18 protein-coding genes are annotated in these 19,611 nt (G+C 68.3%); 11 read left to right on the top strand and 7 right to left on the bottom strand.

Features of this window, described 5'->3' with window-relative positions:
• Positions 1 to 215 precede the first annotated feature (215 nt).
• The 9 genes from TCUR_RS03855 to TCUR_RS03825 all read left to right on the top strand — a co-directional run bounded on the left by TCUR_RS03855 (position 216) and on the right by TCUR_RS03825 (position 6,628).
• Positions 216 to 638 carry a YbaB/EbfC family nucleoid-associated protein gene (locus TCUR_RS03855; protein WP_169312992.1) on the top strand — a complete coding sequence of 141 codons (423 nt, stop codon included), beginning with the start codon at positions 216 to 218 and terminating at the stop codon, positions 636 to 638.
• Positions 635 to 955, top strand: a complete 321-nt coding sequence (locus tag TCUR_RS03850; RefSeq protein WP_012851162.1) for a WXG100 family type VII secretion target — start codon at positions 635 to 637, stop codon at positions 953 to 955. The genes TCUR_RS03855 and TCUR_RS03850 overlap by 4 nt, the downstream gene beginning before the upstream one ends.
• Positions 956 to 1,202: 247 nt before the next feature.
• Positions 1,203 to 1,454: a hypothetical protein gene (locus TCUR_RS27755; RefSeq protein ID WP_012851161.1), complete on the top strand. Its 252-nt coding sequence runs from the start codon at positions 1,203 to 1,205 to the stop codon at positions 1,452 to 1,454.
• Entirely contained in the window at positions 1,447 to 1,890 is a 444-nt protein-coding gene (locus tag TCUR_RS26255; protein ID WP_012851160.1) for a hypothetical protein, read from the top strand. Before TCUR_RS27755 ends, TCUR_RS26255 begins: the two co-directional genes overlap by 8 nt.
• A 242-nt stretch (positions 1,891 to 2,132) precedes the next feature.
• Positions 2,133 to 2,741, top strand: a complete 609-nt coding sequence (locus tag TCUR_RS03840; RefSeq protein WP_012851159.1) for an SUKH-4 family immunity protein — start codon at positions 2,133 to 2,135, stop codon at positions 2,739 to 2,741.
• 53 nt (positions 2,742 to 2,794) lie between these two features.
• Positions 2,795 to 3,370, top strand: coding sequence for an SUKH-4 family immunity protein (locus TCUR_RS03835; RefSeq protein WP_083789766.1), 576 nt, complete (start codon positions 2,795 to 2,797; stop codon positions 3,368 to 3,370).
• 431 nt (positions 3,371 to 3,801) lie between these two features.
• Entirely contained in the window at positions 3,802 to 4,380 is a 579-nt protein-coding gene (locus TCUR_RS03830) for an SUKH-4 family immunity protein (RefSeq protein WP_041439295.1), read from the top strand.
• Entirely contained in the window at positions 4,299 to 4,490 is a 192-nt protein-coding gene (locus TCUR_RS25390) for a nucleic acid/nucleotide deaminase domain-containing protein (protein WP_169312991.1), read from the top strand. Before TCUR_RS03830 ends, TCUR_RS25390 begins: the two co-directional genes overlap by 82 nt.
• Positions 4,491 to 4,492: 2 nt before the next feature.
• The gene (locus tag TCUR_RS03825; RefSeq protein WP_012851157.1) at positions 4,493 to 6,628 is read left to right on the top strand and encodes a WD40 repeat domain-containing protein; all 2,136 of its coding nucleotides are present in this window, start codon (positions 4,493 to 4,495) and stop codon (positions 6,626 to 6,628) included.
• Between the two features lie 862 nt (positions 6,629 to 7,490).
• Here TCUR_RS03825 and TCUR_RS03820 read toward each other — a convergent pair.
• Genes TCUR_RS03820 through TCUR_RS03805 form a run of 3 tightly spaced genes read right to left on the bottom strand, consistent with a single transcriptional unit; the run spans position 7,491 to position 11,814 of the window.
• The gene (locus TCUR_RS03820) at positions 7,491 to 9,548 is read right to left on the bottom strand and encodes an Hsp70 family protein (RefSeq protein WP_012851156.1); all 2,058 of its coding nucleotides are present in this window, start codon (positions 9,546 to 9,548) and stop codon (positions 7,491 to 7,493) included.
• The gene (locus tag TCUR_RS26250) at positions 9,545 to 10,348 is read right to left on the bottom strand and encodes a hypothetical protein (protein ID WP_012851155.1); all 804 of its coding nucleotides are present in this window, start codon (positions 10,346 to 10,348) and stop codon (positions 9,545 to 9,547) included. Before TCUR_RS26250 ends, TCUR_RS03820 begins: the two co-directional genes overlap by 4 nt.
• Entirely contained in the window at positions 10,348 to 11,814 is a 1,467-nt protein-coding gene (locus TCUR_RS03805; RefSeq protein WP_012851154.1) for a hypothetical protein, read from the bottom strand. The genes TCUR_RS26250 and TCUR_RS03805 overlap by 1 nt, the downstream gene beginning before the upstream one ends.
• 500 nt (positions 11,815 to 12,314) lie before the next feature.
• Here TCUR_RS03805 and TCUR_RS03800 point away from each other — a divergent pair, with 500 nt between their 5' ends.
• Positions 12,315 to 13,118: an ArsR/SmtB family transcription factor gene (locus TCUR_RS03800; RefSeq protein ID WP_012851153.1), complete on the top strand. Its 804-nt coding sequence runs from the start codon at positions 12,315 to 12,317 to the stop codon at positions 13,116 to 13,118.
• Between the two features lie 76 nt (positions 13,119 to 13,194).
• Here TCUR_RS03800 and TCUR_RS03795 read toward each other — a convergent pair whose 3' ends face one another.
• The 3 genes from TCUR_RS03795 to TCUR_RS03785 all read right to left on the bottom strand — a co-directional run bounded on the left by TCUR_RS03795 (position 13,195) and on the right by TCUR_RS03785 (position 17,524).
• Positions 13,195 to 13,965, bottom strand: coding sequence for an SDR family NAD(P)-dependent oxidoreductase (locus tag TCUR_RS03795; RefSeq protein WP_012851152.1), 771 nt, complete (start codon positions 13,963 to 13,965; stop codon positions 13,195 to 13,197).
• 269 nt (positions 13,966 to 14,234) lie between these two features.
• The gene (locus TCUR_RS03790) at positions 14,235 to 15,986 is read right to left on the bottom strand and encodes a class I adenylate-forming enzyme family protein (protein WP_012851151.1); all 1,752 of its coding nucleotides are present in this window, start codon (positions 15,984 to 15,986) and stop codon (positions 14,235 to 14,237) included.
• A 278-nt stretch (positions 15,987 to 16,264) separates the two neighbouring features.
• On the bottom strand, positions 16,265 to 17,524 hold the full coding sequence (locus TCUR_RS03785) for an acyl-CoA dehydrogenase family protein (protein ID WP_012851150.1): 1,260 nt from the start codon (positions 17,522 to 17,524) through the stop codon (positions 16,265 to 16,267).
• 15 nt (positions 17,525 to 17,539) lie between these two features.
• Between TCUR_RS03785 and TCUR_RS03780 the strand changes: the two genes are divergently transcribed.
• On the top strand, positions 17,540 to 18,331 hold the full coding sequence (locus TCUR_RS03780; protein WP_342610202.1) for an enoyl-CoA hydratase/isomerase family protein: 792 nt from the start codon (positions 17,540 to 17,542) through the stop codon (positions 18,329 to 18,331).
• Between the two features lie 203 nt (positions 18,332 to 18,534).
• Here TCUR_RS03780 and TCUR_RS03775 read toward each other — a convergent pair whose 3' ends face one another.
• Entirely contained in the window at positions 18,535 to 19,194 is a 660-nt protein-coding gene (locus TCUR_RS03775) for a TetR/AcrR family transcriptional regulator (RefSeq protein ID WP_217265447.1), read from the bottom strand.
• Positions 19,195 to 19,611 lie beyond the last annotated feature (417 nt).

The raw sequence follows: 19,611 nt of genomic DNA, 5'->3' as shown, positions 1-19,611 counted from the left end.
TCGCCCGGAAAACCAGAAATACACCTCTAACCTACATGAACATCAGGGTGGCAGCCTAGTGCCACATCGAACAAAAAGCCCCATATGCCTTCAAAATGCACAAAGAGTCATAAAGTGCACTAAGCAATAGTATTGTCACACTTGTTCCTTATGGTCCGGCGCACCGGTCGCAGGGAGCGGCCGTTCAGCGCCGGCCCGGCGGAAAGGTGATGGCATTGGCAGAGTTCGCAAGCGCCGAGTTCGACCGCATGCTGGCTGAGGCCAGGTCGATGCTCGATGCGATGCGTTCCGGAAGGTCGGCGCCGTCCGATGAGGAGGAGGTCAAAGGCGTCGGGGAGGCTGCGGACGGTCGCGTGACGGTGACCGTGAACAGCAGCGGCCTGCTGGAGAGCGTCGAGCTGAACCCACGGCTGCTGCGCCTGCCCGCCGAGGAGATCGGCGAGCACATCGTGACGGCGGTGAACGCGGCTTTGCAGGACTTCCGCACCAAGGCGAATCAGGCGGTGGGCGCCGCGTCCGTGGACCTGAACGCCCTGGCCGCGAGCATGCAGGAGCTGCAGGACCAGAGCGTGCGGCAGATGGCGCAGATCGGCCAGGCGTTCAACGAGCTGCTGACCAAGCTGGACGGCATGCGATGAGCGACTACCGGATCCAGGCGCAGAGCATGCGCACCGCGGCCAGCGAACTGGAACGCGCCGGGGAGCGGCTGGCGGAACAGTGGAAGGCGATGCTGGCCGCCGTCCAGGGGATGGGCGAGCCCTGGGGCTCCGACGACATCGGAATGCTCATCGGGATGAGCTACAAGGCCATCGAAGCGCAGGCCGACGAGAGCCTGACCGGCGTCGCCGAGGAGCTGGGCGCCATGGCCGAGGGCCTGCGCCGGGCAGCCGACAACCACCAGAAGGCCGAAGAGAAGAACATCAAAGCCGTTTCCACGGTCTATCGGAACGGATGACGCACAGTGGGACTGCAACTCCCCGGTGAACTGGTCTCCCTGCTGGGCATGCTGGGTTATACCTGGCCGGAGGCCGACGAGAGCAAGCTGTTCCGGCTCGGCTCCCAGTGGATGGGGTTCAGCGGCGCCCTGAACGAGATCGCCGCCACCGCCGAGGGGGCCCGCCCAGAAGGTTCCGTCCGTCAACACCAGCGCCGACATCAAGGCGTTCCAGTCCGCCTGGTCGGCCGAGGACGCCCCGCTCCCGGTGCTGCGCAAGGCGGGCACCGGCGCGCTGGCCGTCGGCGGCTGCTTCATGTTCTGCGCGGCCGTCGTGCTGGCTTTGAAGATCAACATCATCATCCAGCTGACCATCCTGGCCATCCAGATCGCCCAGGCCATCGCCACCGCCCCAGCCACCTTCGGCGCGTCCCTGCTGGAGATCCCCGTCTTCAAGATGATCACCGGCATGATCATCGACTTCCTCATCGACCAGGCCATCGGGGTGCTCCTTGGGTAACGGCAGCAAAAAGGGCGCCGGCGAGGAGATCGCGGCGAAAGGCGCGGGAATCTTCGGCAAAGCGGCGGAAGAGCTGTTCGAGCTGCCGAACAAGGCAGGCAAGCGCATACACTTCCTGCGGCCCATCAAAAGCAATCATGTTCACGCCCGCGGCTACAGACTTCCTCGCCTGAGGAAAGGCGAAAAACGACCCGTCGCCAAATATGAGCCGGCCGGTGACGCGCAGCAGGACCTGCGGGACGCCGTCAACCTCGCCCGGCGCCACAACAAGGACACCGGCGGAAACTACGCCGCCTACCGGTACATCGACAAGGACGGGAATGAGAGAATCCTCGTCGCCCGCGACGGAAAAGAGGACGAAAAAATCCCGGGAAATACAGACAGTACGCCTATCACTCCGAGCAGCAGGGCGGAGCTTTCCTACTGGACCAATTGAAAGCAAAAAACATTCTCAAGATCATCGAGGTGTACACCGAACGATCGCCCTGCAACATCACCTCCCAGCAATGCGGCGCCTGACTTTATGAGTACTTCCAGAAGCACGAACCCAACTTCAAGATCACCTATGATGAGCTGTACGACACCGCAGAGAACAAGAAGAAGGCCAACGAAAGAATCAAGGCCAAAGCCAAAGCCCTGCTATCGGAAGAAGGGATATGATCCCGGAAAGGAGGTAGGATGACCGTACGGCTGACCCGTGAGCAGCTCGCCGAGGCGTACGGGGAAGAGAATCTGCTGACCATCCCCGCCGACCGGCTGCCGGACCTGCTCATCCACCAACCGACCCGCGATTTCCTCACCTCGGTGGGCCTTCCCAACTCCACGGCAGGTGGCCTGGTCGACGTGGACGAGGCGTTCGCGGCCGGGCTACCTCCCATGTCCGAGCACGAGTACTTCGGCAGCGGGGAGCACGGAGGGTGGGAGCTTCCTGCCATGTGCGCCGATTTCCTGCTGCTGGGCGACTGGAACTCTGCGGTACTCGGAGTGGTCGGGTTGAACCCGCGAACCGGCGCCGTCTACGTCGTCTCCGAGATGGAATACGAAGACGAGGCCGCACTGCTGAATTCTGACATCACCTGTCTGGCCTACTTCCTCTACATCCTGGACCGCGCTCACCAGCCGGACTTCGACCCTGCTCGCTTCCTTCCCCCCGGCGCCGTCCGAGCCGACCGCGAAGAGCTGCTCAGCGAACGCATCCGCCACGTGCTCCGGCAAGCGGACCCCGCCGCCCTGGAAGGGGGGGACGGCATCTGGGAGGGCGTCCTGGCGGACATGGACATGCTCTGACCGGCCGGCCCTTTCAAAGACGACTCCATGCCCGACATCATCAAACGTAAGCAATTGGTCGAGATATTCGGCGCCGAAAGCCTGTTGACCGTTCGGCCCGACCGTCTTTCCGCATCACCCACTCACGAACCGACCCGCCCTTCCTCACCGAAGTGGGATTCCCCGACGAAGAATCCCAGGGGATTCTGTGGGTGGATGAGCGCCTCACCACCGGGATGCGCCCCTTCCCGGAATCTGAATTCTTCGACGATGTCAAGTGCCCGCCCGACTGCCGGGACTACCTACTGCTGGGCGAACTGGAAGCGGCAGTGGTGGGCGCAGTCGGCATAGACGGAGCGTCCGGCACGGTCTACCTGGTCTCCGAAATAGACGAGACCACTCCGGTGGTACTGAACTCCAAAATCGCAAACCTGGCTCATTTCCTCTACGTATTCTCCCACTTCGAACCCATATACGACGTCAATAATTACCCGAAGAACGCGCCAACCGACTACCTGGGCCATCTCTTGGTCGATGTGGCGGACTTCATGCGCAAGAAACTCGTGAAGGCCGACCCCATCGTCTTTGAGAGTCCGGAGAACACCTGGGACAGCCGTCTGGGAGAGGTCTCCACCGGCGCCTGGCCCTGATCCGCCATACCGATGAACCTTCAACACGCCGTCTTAGCAGGTCGAGACAGGGACATCGCGGTACCGGACACCATCGGCGATCCCGTCCACAGCCGCCCTGAGCCACGCGTTGAAAAGGTTCAGTGACTCAACGCGGGCTGATGCCCCAGATCAGATGTGCGGCGTAATAGAGTCAGCAGTACCGGCGGCCCGATTCGGGGCTGAATGCACGGTGGCGGCGAGAAACACCGACGGTGAGGCGACCATGACGACAGCGCTCGCTCAACGGATACAGGCTCATTTCGGTGAGCAGGGGATACGCAGGTTCACGGCCGGGGAGATGGCCGGGGTGCATGTCCCGGACGCCGCCGTGGCGCAAGTCATCGAGCTCGGCATGCCCGTGCGGGTCGGGCCGTACTTCACCGCCGCCGAGGCCGACCCACCCCATCGCCTTGGGAGCGTACGCCTCCTCGATCGGCTTCGATGTGGCCGAAACCGAACCCGGCGAGCAGGCCGCCGGCCGGCTGCGACTGGGCACCGATGAGGGGGCGGAGATCTGCGTGGACGCCACCGGGCGGGTGCAGGCGGTGTTCGTTCAGGCAGACGCTCCCTCAATGCATGTCAGCAGCGGCGTGGAGGCGTTCGCGGCGAGCCTGCTGACACTGGATGAGTACCTGCCGGTGCTGGCCTCGCCGGGACGGCGCAACCCCGCCGAGGTGTTCCGGGAGATGCGCGGGCGGCTGCTGGAGATCGACGCGGCGGCGCACGAAGATGATGAGGCATGGTGGCCTCGGGTGCTAGAGCAGATCCGGCACGCGCTGAGCTTCCCGTTCTCGGCGGCGTTCGAAGTGGTTGAGCCGGACGGACGCAAGCACATCGAAACCGAGCAGGCGCAGGTGGGCCTCCCCCACCCCGAGCAGATGCTGTGGGCGAAGCTGGAGGCGCGGGGGTGCGGCCAGAGCAGATCAGCCGTATCTACATCGAACTGGAGCCGTGCTTCCTGCCCGGTAACTACTGCGCGATGTGGCTGACCATGTTCCCCAACGCCGAGATCTCCTACAGCTACCCCTACGGCGCCACAATGCAAGAGCGCGAAGAAGGCTTCCTGCAACTTATGCGCGAAGCCGCCGAGCAGGGCTGAACATGACGGTCCCCCCTGAGACGCTCCCGACCGTCGGCGCAGGCCGGGAACCGGCCGCCGCCGCCGTCATGGCATGGCTGATGGACCCGTCGTGCCCCCGGCTGTGTCTGGTAACCGGATCCCCGGCGACGGGCAAGAGCTCGCTGGTCGCCTGGGTGGCGCTGAACTCGCTGCGCACCGGCGGGGCGCATGCGATCTTCAGTGCACGCGGCATGACCCTGCAGGCGGCGACCTGGGCCGTCGCCGAGCAACTCGCCCTCCCCGGAGGCGGCCCGGAAAGCCTGGTGGAGCGGGTCGTATCCGACAGCCGCCCGGTCACGCTGATCGTCGGCGAGCTGGACGAGTGCGGAGTCCGGATGGACGGCACGGAGGCCGCCGTGATCATCGAACGGCTGCTGTCGCCATTGCTGGAGCTGCCGCACGTCCGGTTGCTGGTCGAAGGCCGGCCCCCGACCGTGGAGCCGCTGACCCTGTACCCGGCCGAGACGATCGACCTGGACGCGCCCTCCCTGACCACCCGGCAGGGCTTCACCGCCTGGCTGAGACAGGTCGCCGCCCGGCGAGGGGTGAGCGACCCGGCCGTGGTGGAGGCCGCTGCGACGCTGTACCCCAATGTGGGTCTGGCCGAGCCGGCGCTGCGCGCCGGGCCCGGTGAGGACGTCCCGCTGCGCTGGCTGCGCACCGTCCCCCCGCAGGCATGGCCCGCTTTGGAGGCTCTGGCGGGGGCGTACGCGCCGATCGGCCTGCACGTGTGGCGGGCGTGGACCGTCGCGCTCGCCGGGGACGCCGCCCGCGGGCAGGCGGCGCTGTCCCTCGCCGAGCCGCCGGCCACCAGGATCGGCGACCGGTACGTACTGGACTGCCGCATCTTGCGGGAACGAATCCGCGGTTTGCGGGACGCCGCGACGGCCGCTCAGGTGGCCGGGCTGCTCGGGCACGCGCTGTTCAACACATTGCCGGTGGCCGGCGGCGCTGTGGACTGGCCGAGCGCCGACCCGTACGCGGCCGCGCAGATACTCCGGCACGCCGCCGCCACCGGTGTCGCCGAGCGGCTGCTGGGTGATCCGGGCTGTGTGGTCCATGCCGACCCCATCGCTGTCACGGCGGCCCTGGAGGACCTGGGGGATCGTGCCCCCGCGGCGCTCACCCGCGCCTGGGAGTTCGCCGGGCCGGCCCTGCTGGAGACTTCCGAGCCCGCCGAACGGGCAGCGATGCTGCACCTGGCGGCACGATGCACCGGCGGGACCGACTTGGCCGGCCGGCTGGCCGGGTACGCAGCCGCGGCGCCCTGGACCACTCGATGGGCCGACGCCCGTCCCGGGGACTTTGGCACCGGGAAGTGGGCGGGACCGGTAGATGCGATGGCGTTCGCCCCCGCCGGTGACGGCAGCCGCCTGCAGGTGGCGGGCACCGGGACGCTGCGGCTGCTGTCCCCCGTCGATGGAAGGCCGGTGGGGCGTTCGCCGCGGCGCATTCCCGTGGTCCGGGCACTGCTCGCCTTCACCGATGGCTCGGCGCTGTGCCTGGACGGAGACGGTGGGCTGACGAGCGTGCAGGACGCCCAGGACCGGCCCGGCGCAGGCTCGGCCGCCGAGCAGGTCCGCGCGCTGGTGAGCGGGCATCGGACCGCCCCGCTGTCAGCGCTGGCCGCCGACGAGAGTGGACGCGGGCACGTCGTGGCCGGCGACCGTTCCGGGACTTTGCATCTGTGGCGTCCGGGCGCCGGCGATCCCGGACCGCTCACCTGGACCCCTCACCTCGGTCCCGTCACCGCGGTGACCTGCCTCAGGACGCGGCCGGGCGGGCATCTGGTGATCAGCGGGGGCGCCGATGGGGCAGTCCGGCTGTGGAGCCCGGGCGAGAAAGGGGTCGACGGCGACGCGCTGCTGCAGCGCGACTGCCCGGTCACGGCCGTCGCCGCCGCGCCCGGGGCGAACGGCGCGCTGATCGCCGCCGGGTGGGCGGACGGTTTTCTGGCGCTGTGGCGCCCGTCCACCGACCAGGTACTGATCGTCCGCCTCGGCTTTCCGGTGAACGCCCTGGCCCTGGCCGGTGACGGCACCCTGTTCGCCGGCGGCCCGCACGGGGTTTGCGCACTGGGCATCCGCTTCGACCGGCTGCCCCGGCTTCCTTCCTGAGCGCTTCTCAGCGGCGAAGGGTTCCCTGTTCGGCCGCCGCGCGCCCCTGACGAGCCGGCCCGCGCCCCCAGAGCCATGCCCTGAGGGCCGTTGCGCACCTGCCTCCCCGGGCGGGACGGGATGCCGCTCACCTGTGGGCGGACATCGCGGTCCCCAGCGTGGGACGACTGCGAGGAACCGCACCGGGCGTGTGGGACGTTGATCAGCGGCGAGCACGGGCAGGCCCGCCGGGGACCTCGGCGGGCTGCTGCGCTGCGCATGCTCGGTCAACTGCGCGCCGTGCGGGCTCCGATGCCCTGTGCAGCTCTCACCTGAGCTCCATGGCGGTGATCGGCGATATCGGCTCTCCCCCTTCGGCGGCCTCGGTTCCCCGACAATGGAAGCCAGTGTCTCCCGGGTCTTGGCCGGCTCCCCGCCCCCGCGGCCCGGCGGAGGCCGTCCGAGCCCGTGCCTTCCGCCCCGTGGTCGGACTGTCGGCCGTCCCCGTGCCCGCCCCCGATCTCGCCTGAGCACCGCCGGACGCGCTGTCAGGGATGGTCCCTTCACAGGCGGATGCCGGAAACACCCGGCCGCCCTTCTGCGGCGGTCTCCGCCCATGTACGGGCGGCAACGCCGCCTGTGCAGGACGCACCAGGCCTTCAACTTGACGGCCGTACTTCAGCGAACCTTTTTCGACACGCCGTTTCCGCAGGCCGCAGGCAGGGACGTCACAGTCGGGGCGATGCCGTGACCTGCAACGTCATGCCCCCAGACAGCGTGCGGGCTCCCGTCCCAGGCTTCCAAGGCCACGTGTTGAAAAAGGTTCAGTGCCCGTGGGTGGGAGGCGACGTGGTGGCGGCGCAGCACCCCGCTTCAGGATTGATCAAGTGTTGCCGGATATCCGCCTTCGCGGCCGGACGGGCTTTCGCTGCAAGAAGATCCACTCGCCTCCTGCGTTCGAGACTCCGAGCATACGACCGGGGGTGAGGAGCCACGGGAACTCGGACTGAAGCTCCTTGAAGCTGTCGTTGCTGACGATGATCGCGTTCTTTCGCTCTGCGAGCATCACCACCAGACGGTCGGCCTTTCCCTCGGTTCCGGCGGGAACTTGGGCCACGACTCCCGCACGGATGCTCTTTTCCAGCTCCCGGCGGTCGGACTGGCTGACCTGGTGGGCCAGTGCGGCATCCACGATCACATCGACCTGAGAACCGGGGTACTGCGCCTTGAGCGCCTCGACCGCGCTGAGAAGCCGGGCGAAACTCGGCATGTCGCCGGCTCTCGCATCCCTGCCGAGCCAGGCGATGTTAGAGCCGTCGACCACGAACCGCCGACCGCTGCCGACGGCTTTCGCCGGAGCAGCGGCAGGTGCCGGCGGCCTGCTTTTCGGGGGTTTGGGCACCGGGGGTTTGGGCTGGACGCCAGGTGAAGAGGCAGTGCGGGAAAGACCGTCCAGTATCGCCATTTCCCGCTTGATCTCTTTGATGCTCAGCGTCTGGCCGTGGGTGAAGTCGGAGATCTCCTGGTCGACCAGGACCCGTCCGTCCCGGTCGAGGGTCGCCTTCACGTGAAGCAAACCGTCGTCCTTGTAGGTGTACTCCAGGGTGAAGGACGCCTCATTGCGGGGGAGCAGCTCCGGGTAACGCACATGCAAGGTGGTCAGTTGGAAGTTCTCCGGATCGTGGAGCTCCTTGGCCGGGTCCGCTTCCCAGATCTCGATCTTCAGCTCGGGCTGGTAGTCCTTGAGAGGGGTGTAGTTCTTGTGTTCGCGGGTGGGCAGCGGGGAACGCGGCTTGATGATCTCGCTGAAGACCCTCCGCCCGTCTGAGTTCCGCTTGGCGGTCGTGCCCAGCGCGTACATGGAGGACACCTGCAGGATGCTGTCGAGCTCCCCGTCCATAATCGCAGCGGCGATGGCCGCGCCCCTGGCGACGGCGGTCATGGGGTGGCAGATCTCGGCAGGCACCGTCTCGGTGTCCATCATCCGCTCCACGGCGCGGCGCACGCACGGCATCTGGCTGGTGCCACCGATCATGAGGATGTCGGTGATTCCGGTCGGGTCCATGCCCAGGTCATTGAGGCACATGCGGGCCGGCTGCAGGGCGGCCTCGACCAGGTGCCTGATCTGTTCCTCCAGCTCGGGCCGCGTCACCTCGATCAATTTGCTGCTGCCGGGAATCCTGGTCAGGACGCTCTCCTCCGTGGAGAGCCGGATCTTGGTCCGCTCCACTGCGAGCTCGAACTGCCGGTTCTCCTCCGCCGACAGTTCCGGCTCTTTGCCGATCTTCCTGACGATGAGCTCACGGAGTTTCTTATCGATCTCCAGCCCGCCCAGCTGGGTGACGCCGCGTGAGGCCCGTTCTTCGAAAACGCCGTCCTTGTGCTCCAAGACGGTGACGTCGATGGTGCCGCCGCCCCAGTCGAACACCATGATGGTGCCCTCTTCCTGGATGTCGTGCATGTAGGAGAGCGCGGCGGCGGTGGGTTCATTGAGCAGTGTCTTGACCGCGATCCCGGCGGCCCGGGCCGCGGCCCGCGTGCGGTAGCGGGCGCCTCCCTTGGCGTTGGCCGGAACCGTGATGACGGCGCTGTCGATCGTGGTGAGGTTGCTTACGGCCCGCTCCCGCATGGCACGGAAGACACCGGCCGCGACCGTGGTCGCCGACACTCGCCTATCCCGCAACTGGACCCCGCCGTCACTGGCGAGCATCCGCTTGCACGCCTCGATCACCCGGTTCGACCGGAGCTTGGCCTCCCAGCCGAACAGAGTGCCCAGCCGAAGAGAACTCTCCCCGGCGATGGTGGGAAAGAGGTACTCAAAGGAGGGGTAGAACCACTCGTCCTCGAGATGCTCACTGTCGAGTGCCAGCACCTCGACATCGTCGCCGTTCCACTGCGCGACCACGGAGTTGGTGGTGCCGAAGTCGATTCCGGTGGTCACGATTCAGTGCTCCTCTCGCCCGCTTCACCACCACTTCCCACAAGGAACGGCGGCTCGGCCACGTGCTTCAGGCGTCCCGCTCGGATGATCTTCCCGGTGAACTCATCGACATAGGCCGGTTCTGTGACCTGTAGGTAGAGCTTGCCTTCGGGGCTGTTTTCCGCCTTGAAGAAGTGAGCGCCGTGCTTGGGGTCAGAGATTTTCTTCACACCCGCTTCGACAAAGAACTCGTCAAGCAACTGGGGAAGCCGATCCAAATCCCCTTCGCGAACCACGCGTTCAATCTTTGTCAGGTGAGACAGGTGCTGTTTGCGATTACGAAATGCCTCTAGGACGGCCTGGCGAAGTACACCGCTCACCTGCCCGCTCAGCCCTCTTGAAGCCGATGGATCGACCTCGGCCAGGAGTTCGGCAGCACGTTGGGCGAATCTCTGCAATACGAGATTAAGGTCGAGCTGAACCCGCTGCTCGGCAATGACTTGAAGGCGGGACTCCATTTCACTGCGCAGCCGTTTCTCGAGCTCGGCTCGCTCCCGGCGCAAATCCTCTCGCTCAACCGGCTCGTCTTCCTTCGGCTGCACGGCGAGGCGCTCGAGCCGGCTGCGCACTTCACTGCGTATGAACTTCTTCAGCTCCTTGCTCAATTCGAGGAGGCGGCGTTCCACCTCGCGATCCAGCTGTTCGGTGATCTCTATGGCCACCCGGTGGTCTTCGATTCCCCCTGGCTTCGCCCCATGCTTCCGCCGGGAACCCTGCTGTTTGCGGTCAGACTTTCCGGTTCCCTTGTCCTGGTGGTTCATTAGTTGCTTTCTTCGGCTATGGAGGGGTGAGAGGTGAATTCGTCCAGCAGCGCCCGGATCGCCCCGGCCCGCAGCCCGGCCAGCTCCTCTGGGCCGCTTTGTGGAGTGCGGCGCTGCAGGGGTTCGGCTTCCGGCAGCAGCACCGCCGAACGTTTCCGGGGAGTCAGCAGTACGCGCTCATCGAGTGGGAGGACATAGAACTGGCCGCCATTCCGCTTGGCATGGCTCAGCCTCCGCTTGGCGGAGTTGATCCGGGTCAGCCTGTCGATGTCGCCATTCAACTGCTTGCGCAGCGCACGCCATTGGTCCTCCCAGTCGGGGTCGCCGTGCGGGACCCCCAGCATGAGGTAGGGATTCTCCCAATGGTCACGATCGTTGATCAGGGTGGCGCGGCGACGGCGCAGGTACTTCAAATTCTCCGTAAGGGCGGGGCTCTGTTTCCGTATCCGCCTCAGCAACTTGACCGCCAGTTCCAGCTCCTCATTCTCCAGAGCCAGATAGGCGCCCATGTTGTAGGCCTCCGCACAGAGGTCGGCGGATATCTTGATCCCCTCTCCGGAGGCGGACTTGTCAGCGGCCTTCAGCAAGTGCTGGACCTGCACCCGGGCCTTGTCGAGCCAGCCCATCAGAATCCAGCGGTAGCTGTTATAGAGCGCTCGCCATACATGAAACTCGCTGTTTTCGGGGTTGACGATGCCGCCTGGTACCCAGAGCGCTGCCAGCAGCGCCCACAGTCCCCGGTCGGTGGTGATGTGCTCGGGCCACCTGCCGACCTGCGCCCCGACGATGATCTGGTCGTATATGACACGCGCCTCCACAGGCAGGCGAGTGCGCAGGGAGATGTCCGGTTCGCCGCGCCAGAAGGAGGCGAGGAGGGAGAACAAGTCGTCCCCGTCGTCCAGGTCCTCCCCTTCCAGGAAGCGGTGGCGGCGCTCCATCTCGTCCCAGCCGAGCGCAACCGCGTCCGCTCTCCCGATCTTCTTCGGGGCCAGGCGGGCCTTGAGGTAGGTGCGCTCGCTCTTGTCATCGCGGAGGCGCCAGGGCCGGTCGTCGCTGCCGAGCAGCCCCAGCTCAATGAAATCGTCCACGACCGACAGCGGCACATCCGGTACCACCTGCAGGATTTCGGCCGTGGAAACAGGTGTTGGATGCCCGAGGGCCGCCAGATAGATCCGCCAGTCGACGGAGCCGTCGAGCACGTCCTCACCGGGCAGGCGGATGCTGCCGGCCTTCGGATGCTCAAGAGAGAGCAGCTGGACCCGGCGGCGCCCCACATCGGTCATCCAGGGCATTCCGGCTTGGAGCAGCTCGTCGAGGTAGCGGACGATGTGCTCGGGGGCGAGAGCTGCGAGCACCGTCTTGACGGCTTCGGGGAGGGCCGGCTCAGGCGCACCGTCGAGAGACTGCTTGACCACGGTCTGCGCGTTGGGAGGAAGAGACTTGTGCTCGAGCACCTCCGAGAGCACCCGGCGCAGCTCTTTGATGGTGTCCTCACCCCGGACCCCCAGCGCGGCCCATCCCTGAGTGACGGGGTCACCACCCCCTTTGCCGGACTTGATCGCCGCAATCCTGGCGTTGCGTTTGTTACGCCATGCGGCGACAAGTTCCGCGCGGGAAGCAGGCGCGTCCAGGACGACCCCTCCATCTCACCATCCGCCACCCGTTCACCACCGATCTCCGGACAATCGGCGGTGACCAGGGATGATATCGGCGAGCAGGGACAGCGTGCGATGAGGAGCCGGCGCGATCTCACGGCCGGCCCTTCTGCTCGACGGTCTCCGGGGCCTTCCAGGTCCCAGCCTCGCCCCTGACTGCGGCTGCCGCCCACGACAGGGCCTGCTCACCTGTGGGACCTGTGGGACAGGCATCGCGGCCCATGGGCCTTGGGGCCTACTACGTGCCATTCACGTGAAGCCGGGCTCAAGCACGGTTGATATGTGACCAAAAGGTCTCATATTCTGGGGGTGTGACCGACGACGAGCCGACGTTCAAGGCGCTGGCCGATCCGACCCGGCGGTTCCTGCTCGACCTGCTGTTTCAGCGGGACGGGCGGACGCTCACGGAGCTGGAGTCGGAGGTGGACATGAGCCGGTTCGGCGTGGCCAAGCACCTGCGGGTGCTGGAGGAGGCGGGGCTGGTGGTCACCCGGCGGTCGGGCCGGGAGAAGCTCCACTTCCTCAACCCGGTGCCGATCCGGCTGATCCACGACCGGTGGATCGGCAAGTACACCGAGCGGAGGGCGTCCGCGCTCGCCGACCTCAAGCACGAACTGGAGGCCCAGCACATGACCGCGACCGACACCGCCGACAGGACCGTGCAGGTGTACCGGGTGTACATCCGGGCCACCGCGGAGGCCATCTGGGAGGCCATCACCAAGCCCGAGTGGGCCGTGCGGTTCGGCTACCGCGCGCCCGTGGAGTACGAGCTGCGGCCCGGCGGGGCGTTCCGCGGGCTGGCCAGCGAGGAGATGAAGGCCGGCGGCGCCCCCGAGGTGATCATCGACGGGGAGGTCATCGAGGCCGACCCGCCGCGCAAGCTGGTGCAGACCTGGCGGCCGCTGTTCCTCGGCGAGGACTACACGCGGCTGACCTACGAGATCGAAGACGACGGCAGCGGCGTCTGCCGGCTGACCGTCACCCACGACGTCACCGGCGCGCCGAAGACCGCCGCCCAGGTCTCCGGCGCGGCCCCGGACGCCGGCGGCGGCTGGAGCCAGGTCCTCAGCGACCTGAAGTCCCTGCTGGAGACCGGCAGGTCCCTCTACGCTTGAGCCGTCTCGCCCCGGCCCGGGTCCCCGCCCCTGACCCGGGCCGCTCGTTTTTCGGCCGCAGGGAGCGCCGCGCCCGTCAGAAGATGGAGTAGGCGCCGTCCACCACGATGGTGTCGCCGGTGTGGAAGCCGCCGACGCCGCCGGCCAGGTAGACCGCCAGGCGGGCGAAGTCGTCGGGACGGCCCCAGCGGCGCTGCGGCATCCGCTTCATGACGTTGCTTTCGAACTTGGGGTTGTGCAGGACGGGAGCGGCCATGGGGGTCTCGGTCCAGCCCGCGACGATCGCGTGGGCGTTGATGCCGTAGCGGGCCAGCTCCACCGCGCATCCCCTGATCAGCGCGGCCAGGCCGGCCTTGCTGGCGGCATAGGCCTGGTTGGCGGGGGCGCCGTGGATGGCGGAGACGCTGGAGGTGCCCACCAGCACGCCACCGCCGCCGCGTTCGACCATGTGGGCCGCGGCGGCGCGCAGGGTGAGGAAGGCGCCGTCCAGATTGACGCGCAAGACCCTGCGGAACTCCTCCAGCGAGGTCTTGATGAACGGGGTGCCGATGCCGCTCACGCCCGCGTTGGCGAAGCAGGAGTCGACCCGGCCGAAGCGTTCCAGCGTCTCGGCGAAGGCCGCGTTGACGGAGTCCTCATCGCCGACGTCGCAGCGGATCGCCGCCACCTGGGTGCCGTGCTTGGACAATTCCCGGACCGCGGCCTCGTTGCGTTCGACGTTGGTGCCCCAGATGCAGACGTTGGCGCCGCACTGGGCCAGGCCGTGGGCCATGCCCAGGCCGATCCCGGAGTTGCCCCCGGTGATCAGGGCGGTGTGGCCGGACAGGTCGAACAAAGACGTGCTCATCCATCTCCTCACAGTCGTCGGGCCCGGTGGCCGTACCCGGCGTGCTCATGGTCCCAACGGCCGCCGCCGGCCATGCGCCCGGGCGGACGTGGCCGGCCCGTCCGCAGCGGGGACGGGCCGGCCACGTGGAACGGCCGGCGCGGGCACGGCTTCCCGTTCCCGCGGGCCCGTTTTGCGACCTGTCGCCGAGGTCCCGCAAGCACCGGCCCGGCCCGGCCGTGTCCGACGGCGTCCCGCCGGGCTCCGTGCGGCTACTTCGGCGACACGCCCTAGTTCGCCTTCCCCGAGCGGACCTGTTCGGCCACCGGGCCGCGCAGGTCGCGTTTGAGGACCTTCCCGCTGGGGGTGCGCGGCAAGGGCTCGTCCCGGAAGACCACGTGCGCGGGCACCTTGAAGGCGGCGAGCCGGGCGGCGACATGGCGGCGCAGGTCCTCGGCGGCCTGCGGGCCCGGCTGGACGCCGGGGCGCAGCTGGACGACCGCCACCGCCTCCTCGCCGAGCGTCTCGTGCGGCACGCCCACCAGGGCCGCGTCGCTGACGTCGGGGTGCTCGAACAGCGCCGCCTCCACCTCGGCGCAGTAGATGTTCTCCCCGCCGCGGATGATCACGTCCTTGAGGCGGTCGACCACATACACCCAGCCGTCCTCGACCTTGCCCAGGTCGCCGCTGCGGAACCAGCCGTCGACGAACGCCTCGGCCGTGGCCTTGGGGTTGTTCCAGTAGCCGCGGACGATGTTGGGGCCGCGGAACCACAGCTCCCCGATCCGCCCGTCGGGCAGGTCCCGCCCGGTCTCCGGGTCGACCACCCGCACGTCGGTGCCGGGCATGCAGCGTCCGACGCTGTCGGGACGCGCCACGTAGTCGGCGCCGCTGTTGGACACCACGGTCGAGGTGGTCTCGGTGAGGCCGTAGCCGGCGCCCGGGGAGACCGCGGAGGCGAAGTTGGCGTCGATGCGGTTGATCAGGTCGGGCGGGATCGACGTGCCGCCCATGGTCACGCCCGACAGCGTGGTGTAGGGGGCGGGGTCGGCGGCGGCGTCCTCGACGATCTGGCGCATCACGGTGGGCACGCCCGCCACGGAGGTGAGCTGCTCGCGGCGGATCAGCTCCCGCGCCTCCGCCAGGTCCCACTTGTACTGGGAGGCCAGCTTGGCGCCGGTCAGGGACGCAAAGCCCAGCACGCTGATGCCGGCGATGTGGAAGAACGGGAAGGTGCACAGGGTGCCGGGCTGAGGGGCGTCAGGGTCGAGCGCCGGGGGCTGCCCGCCGTTGGCGACCATCGCGCCGACGGTGACCGCCAGCAGCATGTTGAACAGGTTGGTGCAGTGGTTGCGGTGGGTGCCCACCGCGCCCTTGGGCCATCCGGTGGTGCCGGAGGTGTAGAGGATGGTGGAGTCGTCCTCGGGCGCTATGTCCACCTCGGGCAGGGCGGCGTCCGGGTCGAGGGAGGCCAGCACGTCCTCCCAGCGCCGGGCTCCGGGCGCGGGTTCGGCCCCGCCGCGCACCTCGATCAGCGGGACGTCGCCGAGGCCGGCCAGGTAGGGGGCGATCAGTGCGGCGCGTTCGGCGTCGGCGACGATGAGCCGGGCGCCGCAGTCCTCCAGCGCGTGGTGCAGCTCGCCACCGGTCCACCAGGCGTTCAGCGGCACCGCCACCAGGCCCGCGGCCTGGACGGCGTAGAAGATCACCGACCATTCGGGGTAGTTGCGCATGGCGATCGCCACCCGGTCGCCCTTGCGCAGGCCGTATTCCTCCAGCAGGAGGCGGGACAGGCCGGCCACCTGCCGCAGGTGCTCGGCATAGGTCCAGCGCTGGTCGCCGTAGACCAGGCAGTCCCGGTCGGCGAAGCCCCGGCCGGCCAGCAGCACGTCCCGCCAGGTCTGCGGGCCGCCGGAGTAGACCCGCATGGGGACGCCTCTGATCTCCCGCTCGACGATCTCAAAGGGCGCGCCCGGGGCGGTGAGGCGGGCCATCAGTTCTGCGCGCAGCCCGCCGGCGGTCCGGTGCTCTGCGGTCGTCATGCCGACCGCTCCTTGCCGAGGTCGCGGGGGCACGCCGCCGGGGCGGTGGGGGTGGGAACGGCACTGACCATGGTTCAGCCCTTCCGGAGACTGGGAAAATCTCCCGGTTGAACGGTCGTTCGACACTAAGTCGCGCCGGGCGGCGCGGTCAATACTCGGCCGTGCCGTTTCTTTCGGCCCGCATTCTGCTCTCTATACCCACCCGTAATGCGGAAAAATCCTCCGGAGCGTTCACAACGGCCCGGACGGGCGAACCTCCCGTCCGGGCCGGGCGGCGCTCAGCGGGCCCTCTTGCGCGGGCCGGCGAAGCCGAACAGGTAGCCGGCGACCTTGCGCATCTGGATCTCCTCGGCGCCCTCGGTGATCCGGTAGCGGCGGTGGTGGCGGTAGATGTGCTCGAAGGGGGTGTGGCGGGTGTAGCCGAGCCCGCCGTGGATCTGCATGGCGCGGTCGGCCGCCTCGCAGACGAAGCGGTTGGCGCGGTAGTTGCACATCGAGACCTTGTCGCTGATCTCCAGGTGCGGCACCCGGTCCAGGTCCCAGGCGGTCTTGCGGATCAGCCAGCGCAGCATCTCCGCCTCGGTCTGCAGCTCCACCAGCGGCCACTGGATGGCCTGCCGGGTGGCCAGCGGCTGCCCGAAGGTCTTGCGCTGCAGGGCGTACTCGACGCTGCGGTCGATGCAGTACTGGCCGGCGCCCAGGCTGGAGGCGGCCTGGCGGATGCGGTTCTCGTGCACGAACGCCTGGGCCACCGCCAGGCCCTCGCCCTCTTCGCCGAGGATCGCCGAGTTCGGCACGCGCACGTCCCGCAAGGTCACCTCGGCGTGGTCGGTGGGCATGTTGAGCGTCCACCAGTGGAAGTCCACGGTCAGGCCGGGGGCGTCGGTGGGGACGATGAAGGCGGTGATGCCGCCGGCGTCGCCGGGCTTGCCGGAGGTCCTGGCGAAGACCACATCGTGGGTGGCCGAGTGCATGCCGGAGTTGAAGCGCTTGACCCCGTTGATGATCCAGTCGTCGCCGTCGCGGACCGCGGTGGTCTCCATCCAGGTGGCGTCGCTGCCGTGGTCGGGCTCGGTGAGGCCGAAGCCGATGCGCTTTTTGCGGGCCAGCATCGGCTCCAGGAATTCCTCGATCTGCTCGGGCGTGCCGAACTCCAGCAGCATGTGGGCGAACGGGAAGTTGCCCACCACCGAGGCCTCGTTCTGCAGGTCGTTGTGCAGGCCCAGGCCCTTGCGCGCCAGGTGCTCGCGGATCACCGCCATGTCCAGGTTGCTGCCGCCGGAGCCGCCGGCCTCCTTGGGCAGGCCGTAGCGCAGCCAGCCGGCCGCGTCGGCGCGCCGGAACATCTCCTCCAGCAGCTCCTCCCACTCCCGGCGCGGCACGCCGCCGTTGTCGAAGTCGGTGCGGGCGTACTCGCGGCGATGGTCGAAGAAGCGCTCGTTGTCGTCCTGTTCCTGCAGCGGTTTGATCTCCCGCTCAATGAAGTCGTCGAGATCGGCCAGCAGCCGGACCAGCCGCTCGGGAAGCTCGAAATCCACAATCCCTCCTGAACGATCGTTCAGTTAGCATGGCACCGCCGCCGACGCCGGGGAAGAGGGCGGGGGCCCTGGAGAGGGATCCGCCACGAGGCGGCCGACCGCATCGCCGCCGTGACCATCGACCGTCCGGACAAGCCCGGCGCCATGACGCATGCGATGCCGGAGGAGTTCTGCGGCCGCATCGCCCGCGCCGGCGCCGATCCCGAGGTCGCCGTCGTGCTGGTCACGGGTGTGCCGGGCGCTTTCTGCACCGGGATCGACCTGGCTTCCCGCTCTCACGCGGACCGGGGACGCATCGAGGCGCTCCGGGGTGCCGCTGCTGATGGGCTGCCCGAAGTCGGTGACCACCGCCGTGGACGGCATGGGCACCGAGTTCGCCGCTCAGGCCGATCTGCGCATCGCCTCGACCCGGGCGCGCTCCCGGTGGAACTTCGCCCACCGCGGCCCGGTGTCCGACACCGGGGCGGGCACCTGGCCGCCGCCCCGGCAGATCGGGTTCTGCGGCTGCTGGACACCGGCGCCGACCTGCAGGCGCGGGAGGCGCTGGAGCCCGGCTTCGTCGCCGGGGTCGTCGAGCCCGAGGAGCTGCCCCGGGCGGCCCGGGAACTGGCCGCCGCGATCACCGGATCCTCTGCGTTCGCGCTGAGGCGGATCGAGCGGCTGGTGCTGGAGGGGACGGCGACCGGCCTGCGCGAGCACCTGCAGGCCACACGGGCGGCGCTGGAGGAGCGCTTCGCCTCCGAAGAGCGCGCCGAGGGCGTCGCCGCGTTCTTGGAGCGCCGCAAGCCCCGCTTCACCGGACGCTGAACGCCGCTCCCGGTCCCAGGGGCGGCCGCGTGCCGGTCCAGCGGCCCCGCGCCAGCAGCCCAGAAAACTCCGGCCCCCTCCAGCCACCCACCTCGAAGGCCGCACACCGGCCCTAGGGCGTGTTTTCCCCGGCCCGCTTCGCCGGACGGTGAACGTTGCTCCCCGCTTGAACGGCAGCCGTTCAAAAGTCCCGTGTCGGCGGTTCAGGAGAGGGCGTGGGGCTCCCGGTAGCCGACCGTATCGAGGGCCATGCGCTGGTAGATGGCGGCGATCTCCTCCGGCGTCTGGGGGCCGGTCTCCCGGAACCAGGTCGCCACGGCCGTGCAGGCGGTGACGATCATGCGGGAGGCCTCCTTGGGGTGGGGCGTGGTGAACACGCCGCGCACGACGCCGTCGCGGACGACGCGGTCGAACATGCGCTGCTGGGTGTCGCGTTTGGCGACGATCAGGCGGCGGGCCTGGGGGGAGAGGCTGCGCAGCTCGGTGTTGCCCAGCAGGCTCTCGCGGCGGAAACGGGTGTGGGCCAGCACGTGCTGGCCGACGATGGCGCGCAGCCGGTCGGCGGGGTCGTCCCCGGCGTGGAACAGGGCCTCCTCGGTGCTCTCCACCAGGCGGTCCATGCAGCGGTCCAGGATGGTGACCAGCAGGTCGTGCTTGGAGCCGAAGTGGTGGTAGATCAGCCCCGGGCTGACCCCGGCGGCCTCGGCCAGGTCGCGCACCGAGGTGCCGTGGTAGCCGTGCCGGGCCATCACCTCCACGGCCGCCTGCAGGATCGCGGCCGCGGTGGGGTCGTCGCCGGGCAGCACCACGCTGCTGCCCGATGAGGCGGCCGCGGACCGCCGTCGTTTCCCGGTCGACTCCACCACCGCCTCCATGCTCGCGCCTCAGTCTATGGTCGCCTTGAACACCCGCTCAACATATACGGGGTCCACCGAAAGCCCGGCCGACATGCGCCTTGCGGTGAGCCTTTTCACTGAACCTTTTTCAACACGCCGTCTCCGCAGGTCGGGACGGGGGCATCGCAGTCTGGGACGATGCCGTGACCTGCAACGTCGCGGCAGTGGAGGCCATCGGGGCTCCCGTCCCCGGTGCCTTGGACCACGTGTTGAAAAAGGTTCACTGGCCCCTTTTAACGCATGGCCCAAGACGCCGCGGACGGGGTCTTGCAGGTGTCCGGCGCCGCGACGTCCCCGTCTCGACCTGCGGAGACGGTGCGGCGGAAAGGTTCGGTGGGATGCATCCCCTTCGCATGCGGCGGTCCCGGCCGCCCGGGCCAGATC

Origin of the sequence: Thermomonospora curvata DSM 43183 (assembly GCF_000024385.1) — a bacterium.
GTDB lineage: Bacteria > Actinomycetota > Actinomycetes > Streptosporangiales > Streptosporangiaceae > Thermomonospora > Thermomonospora curvata.
The sequence above is the reverse complement of the archived record's forward strand: the minus strand, read 5'-3'. Positions and strand labels throughout refer to the sequence as shown.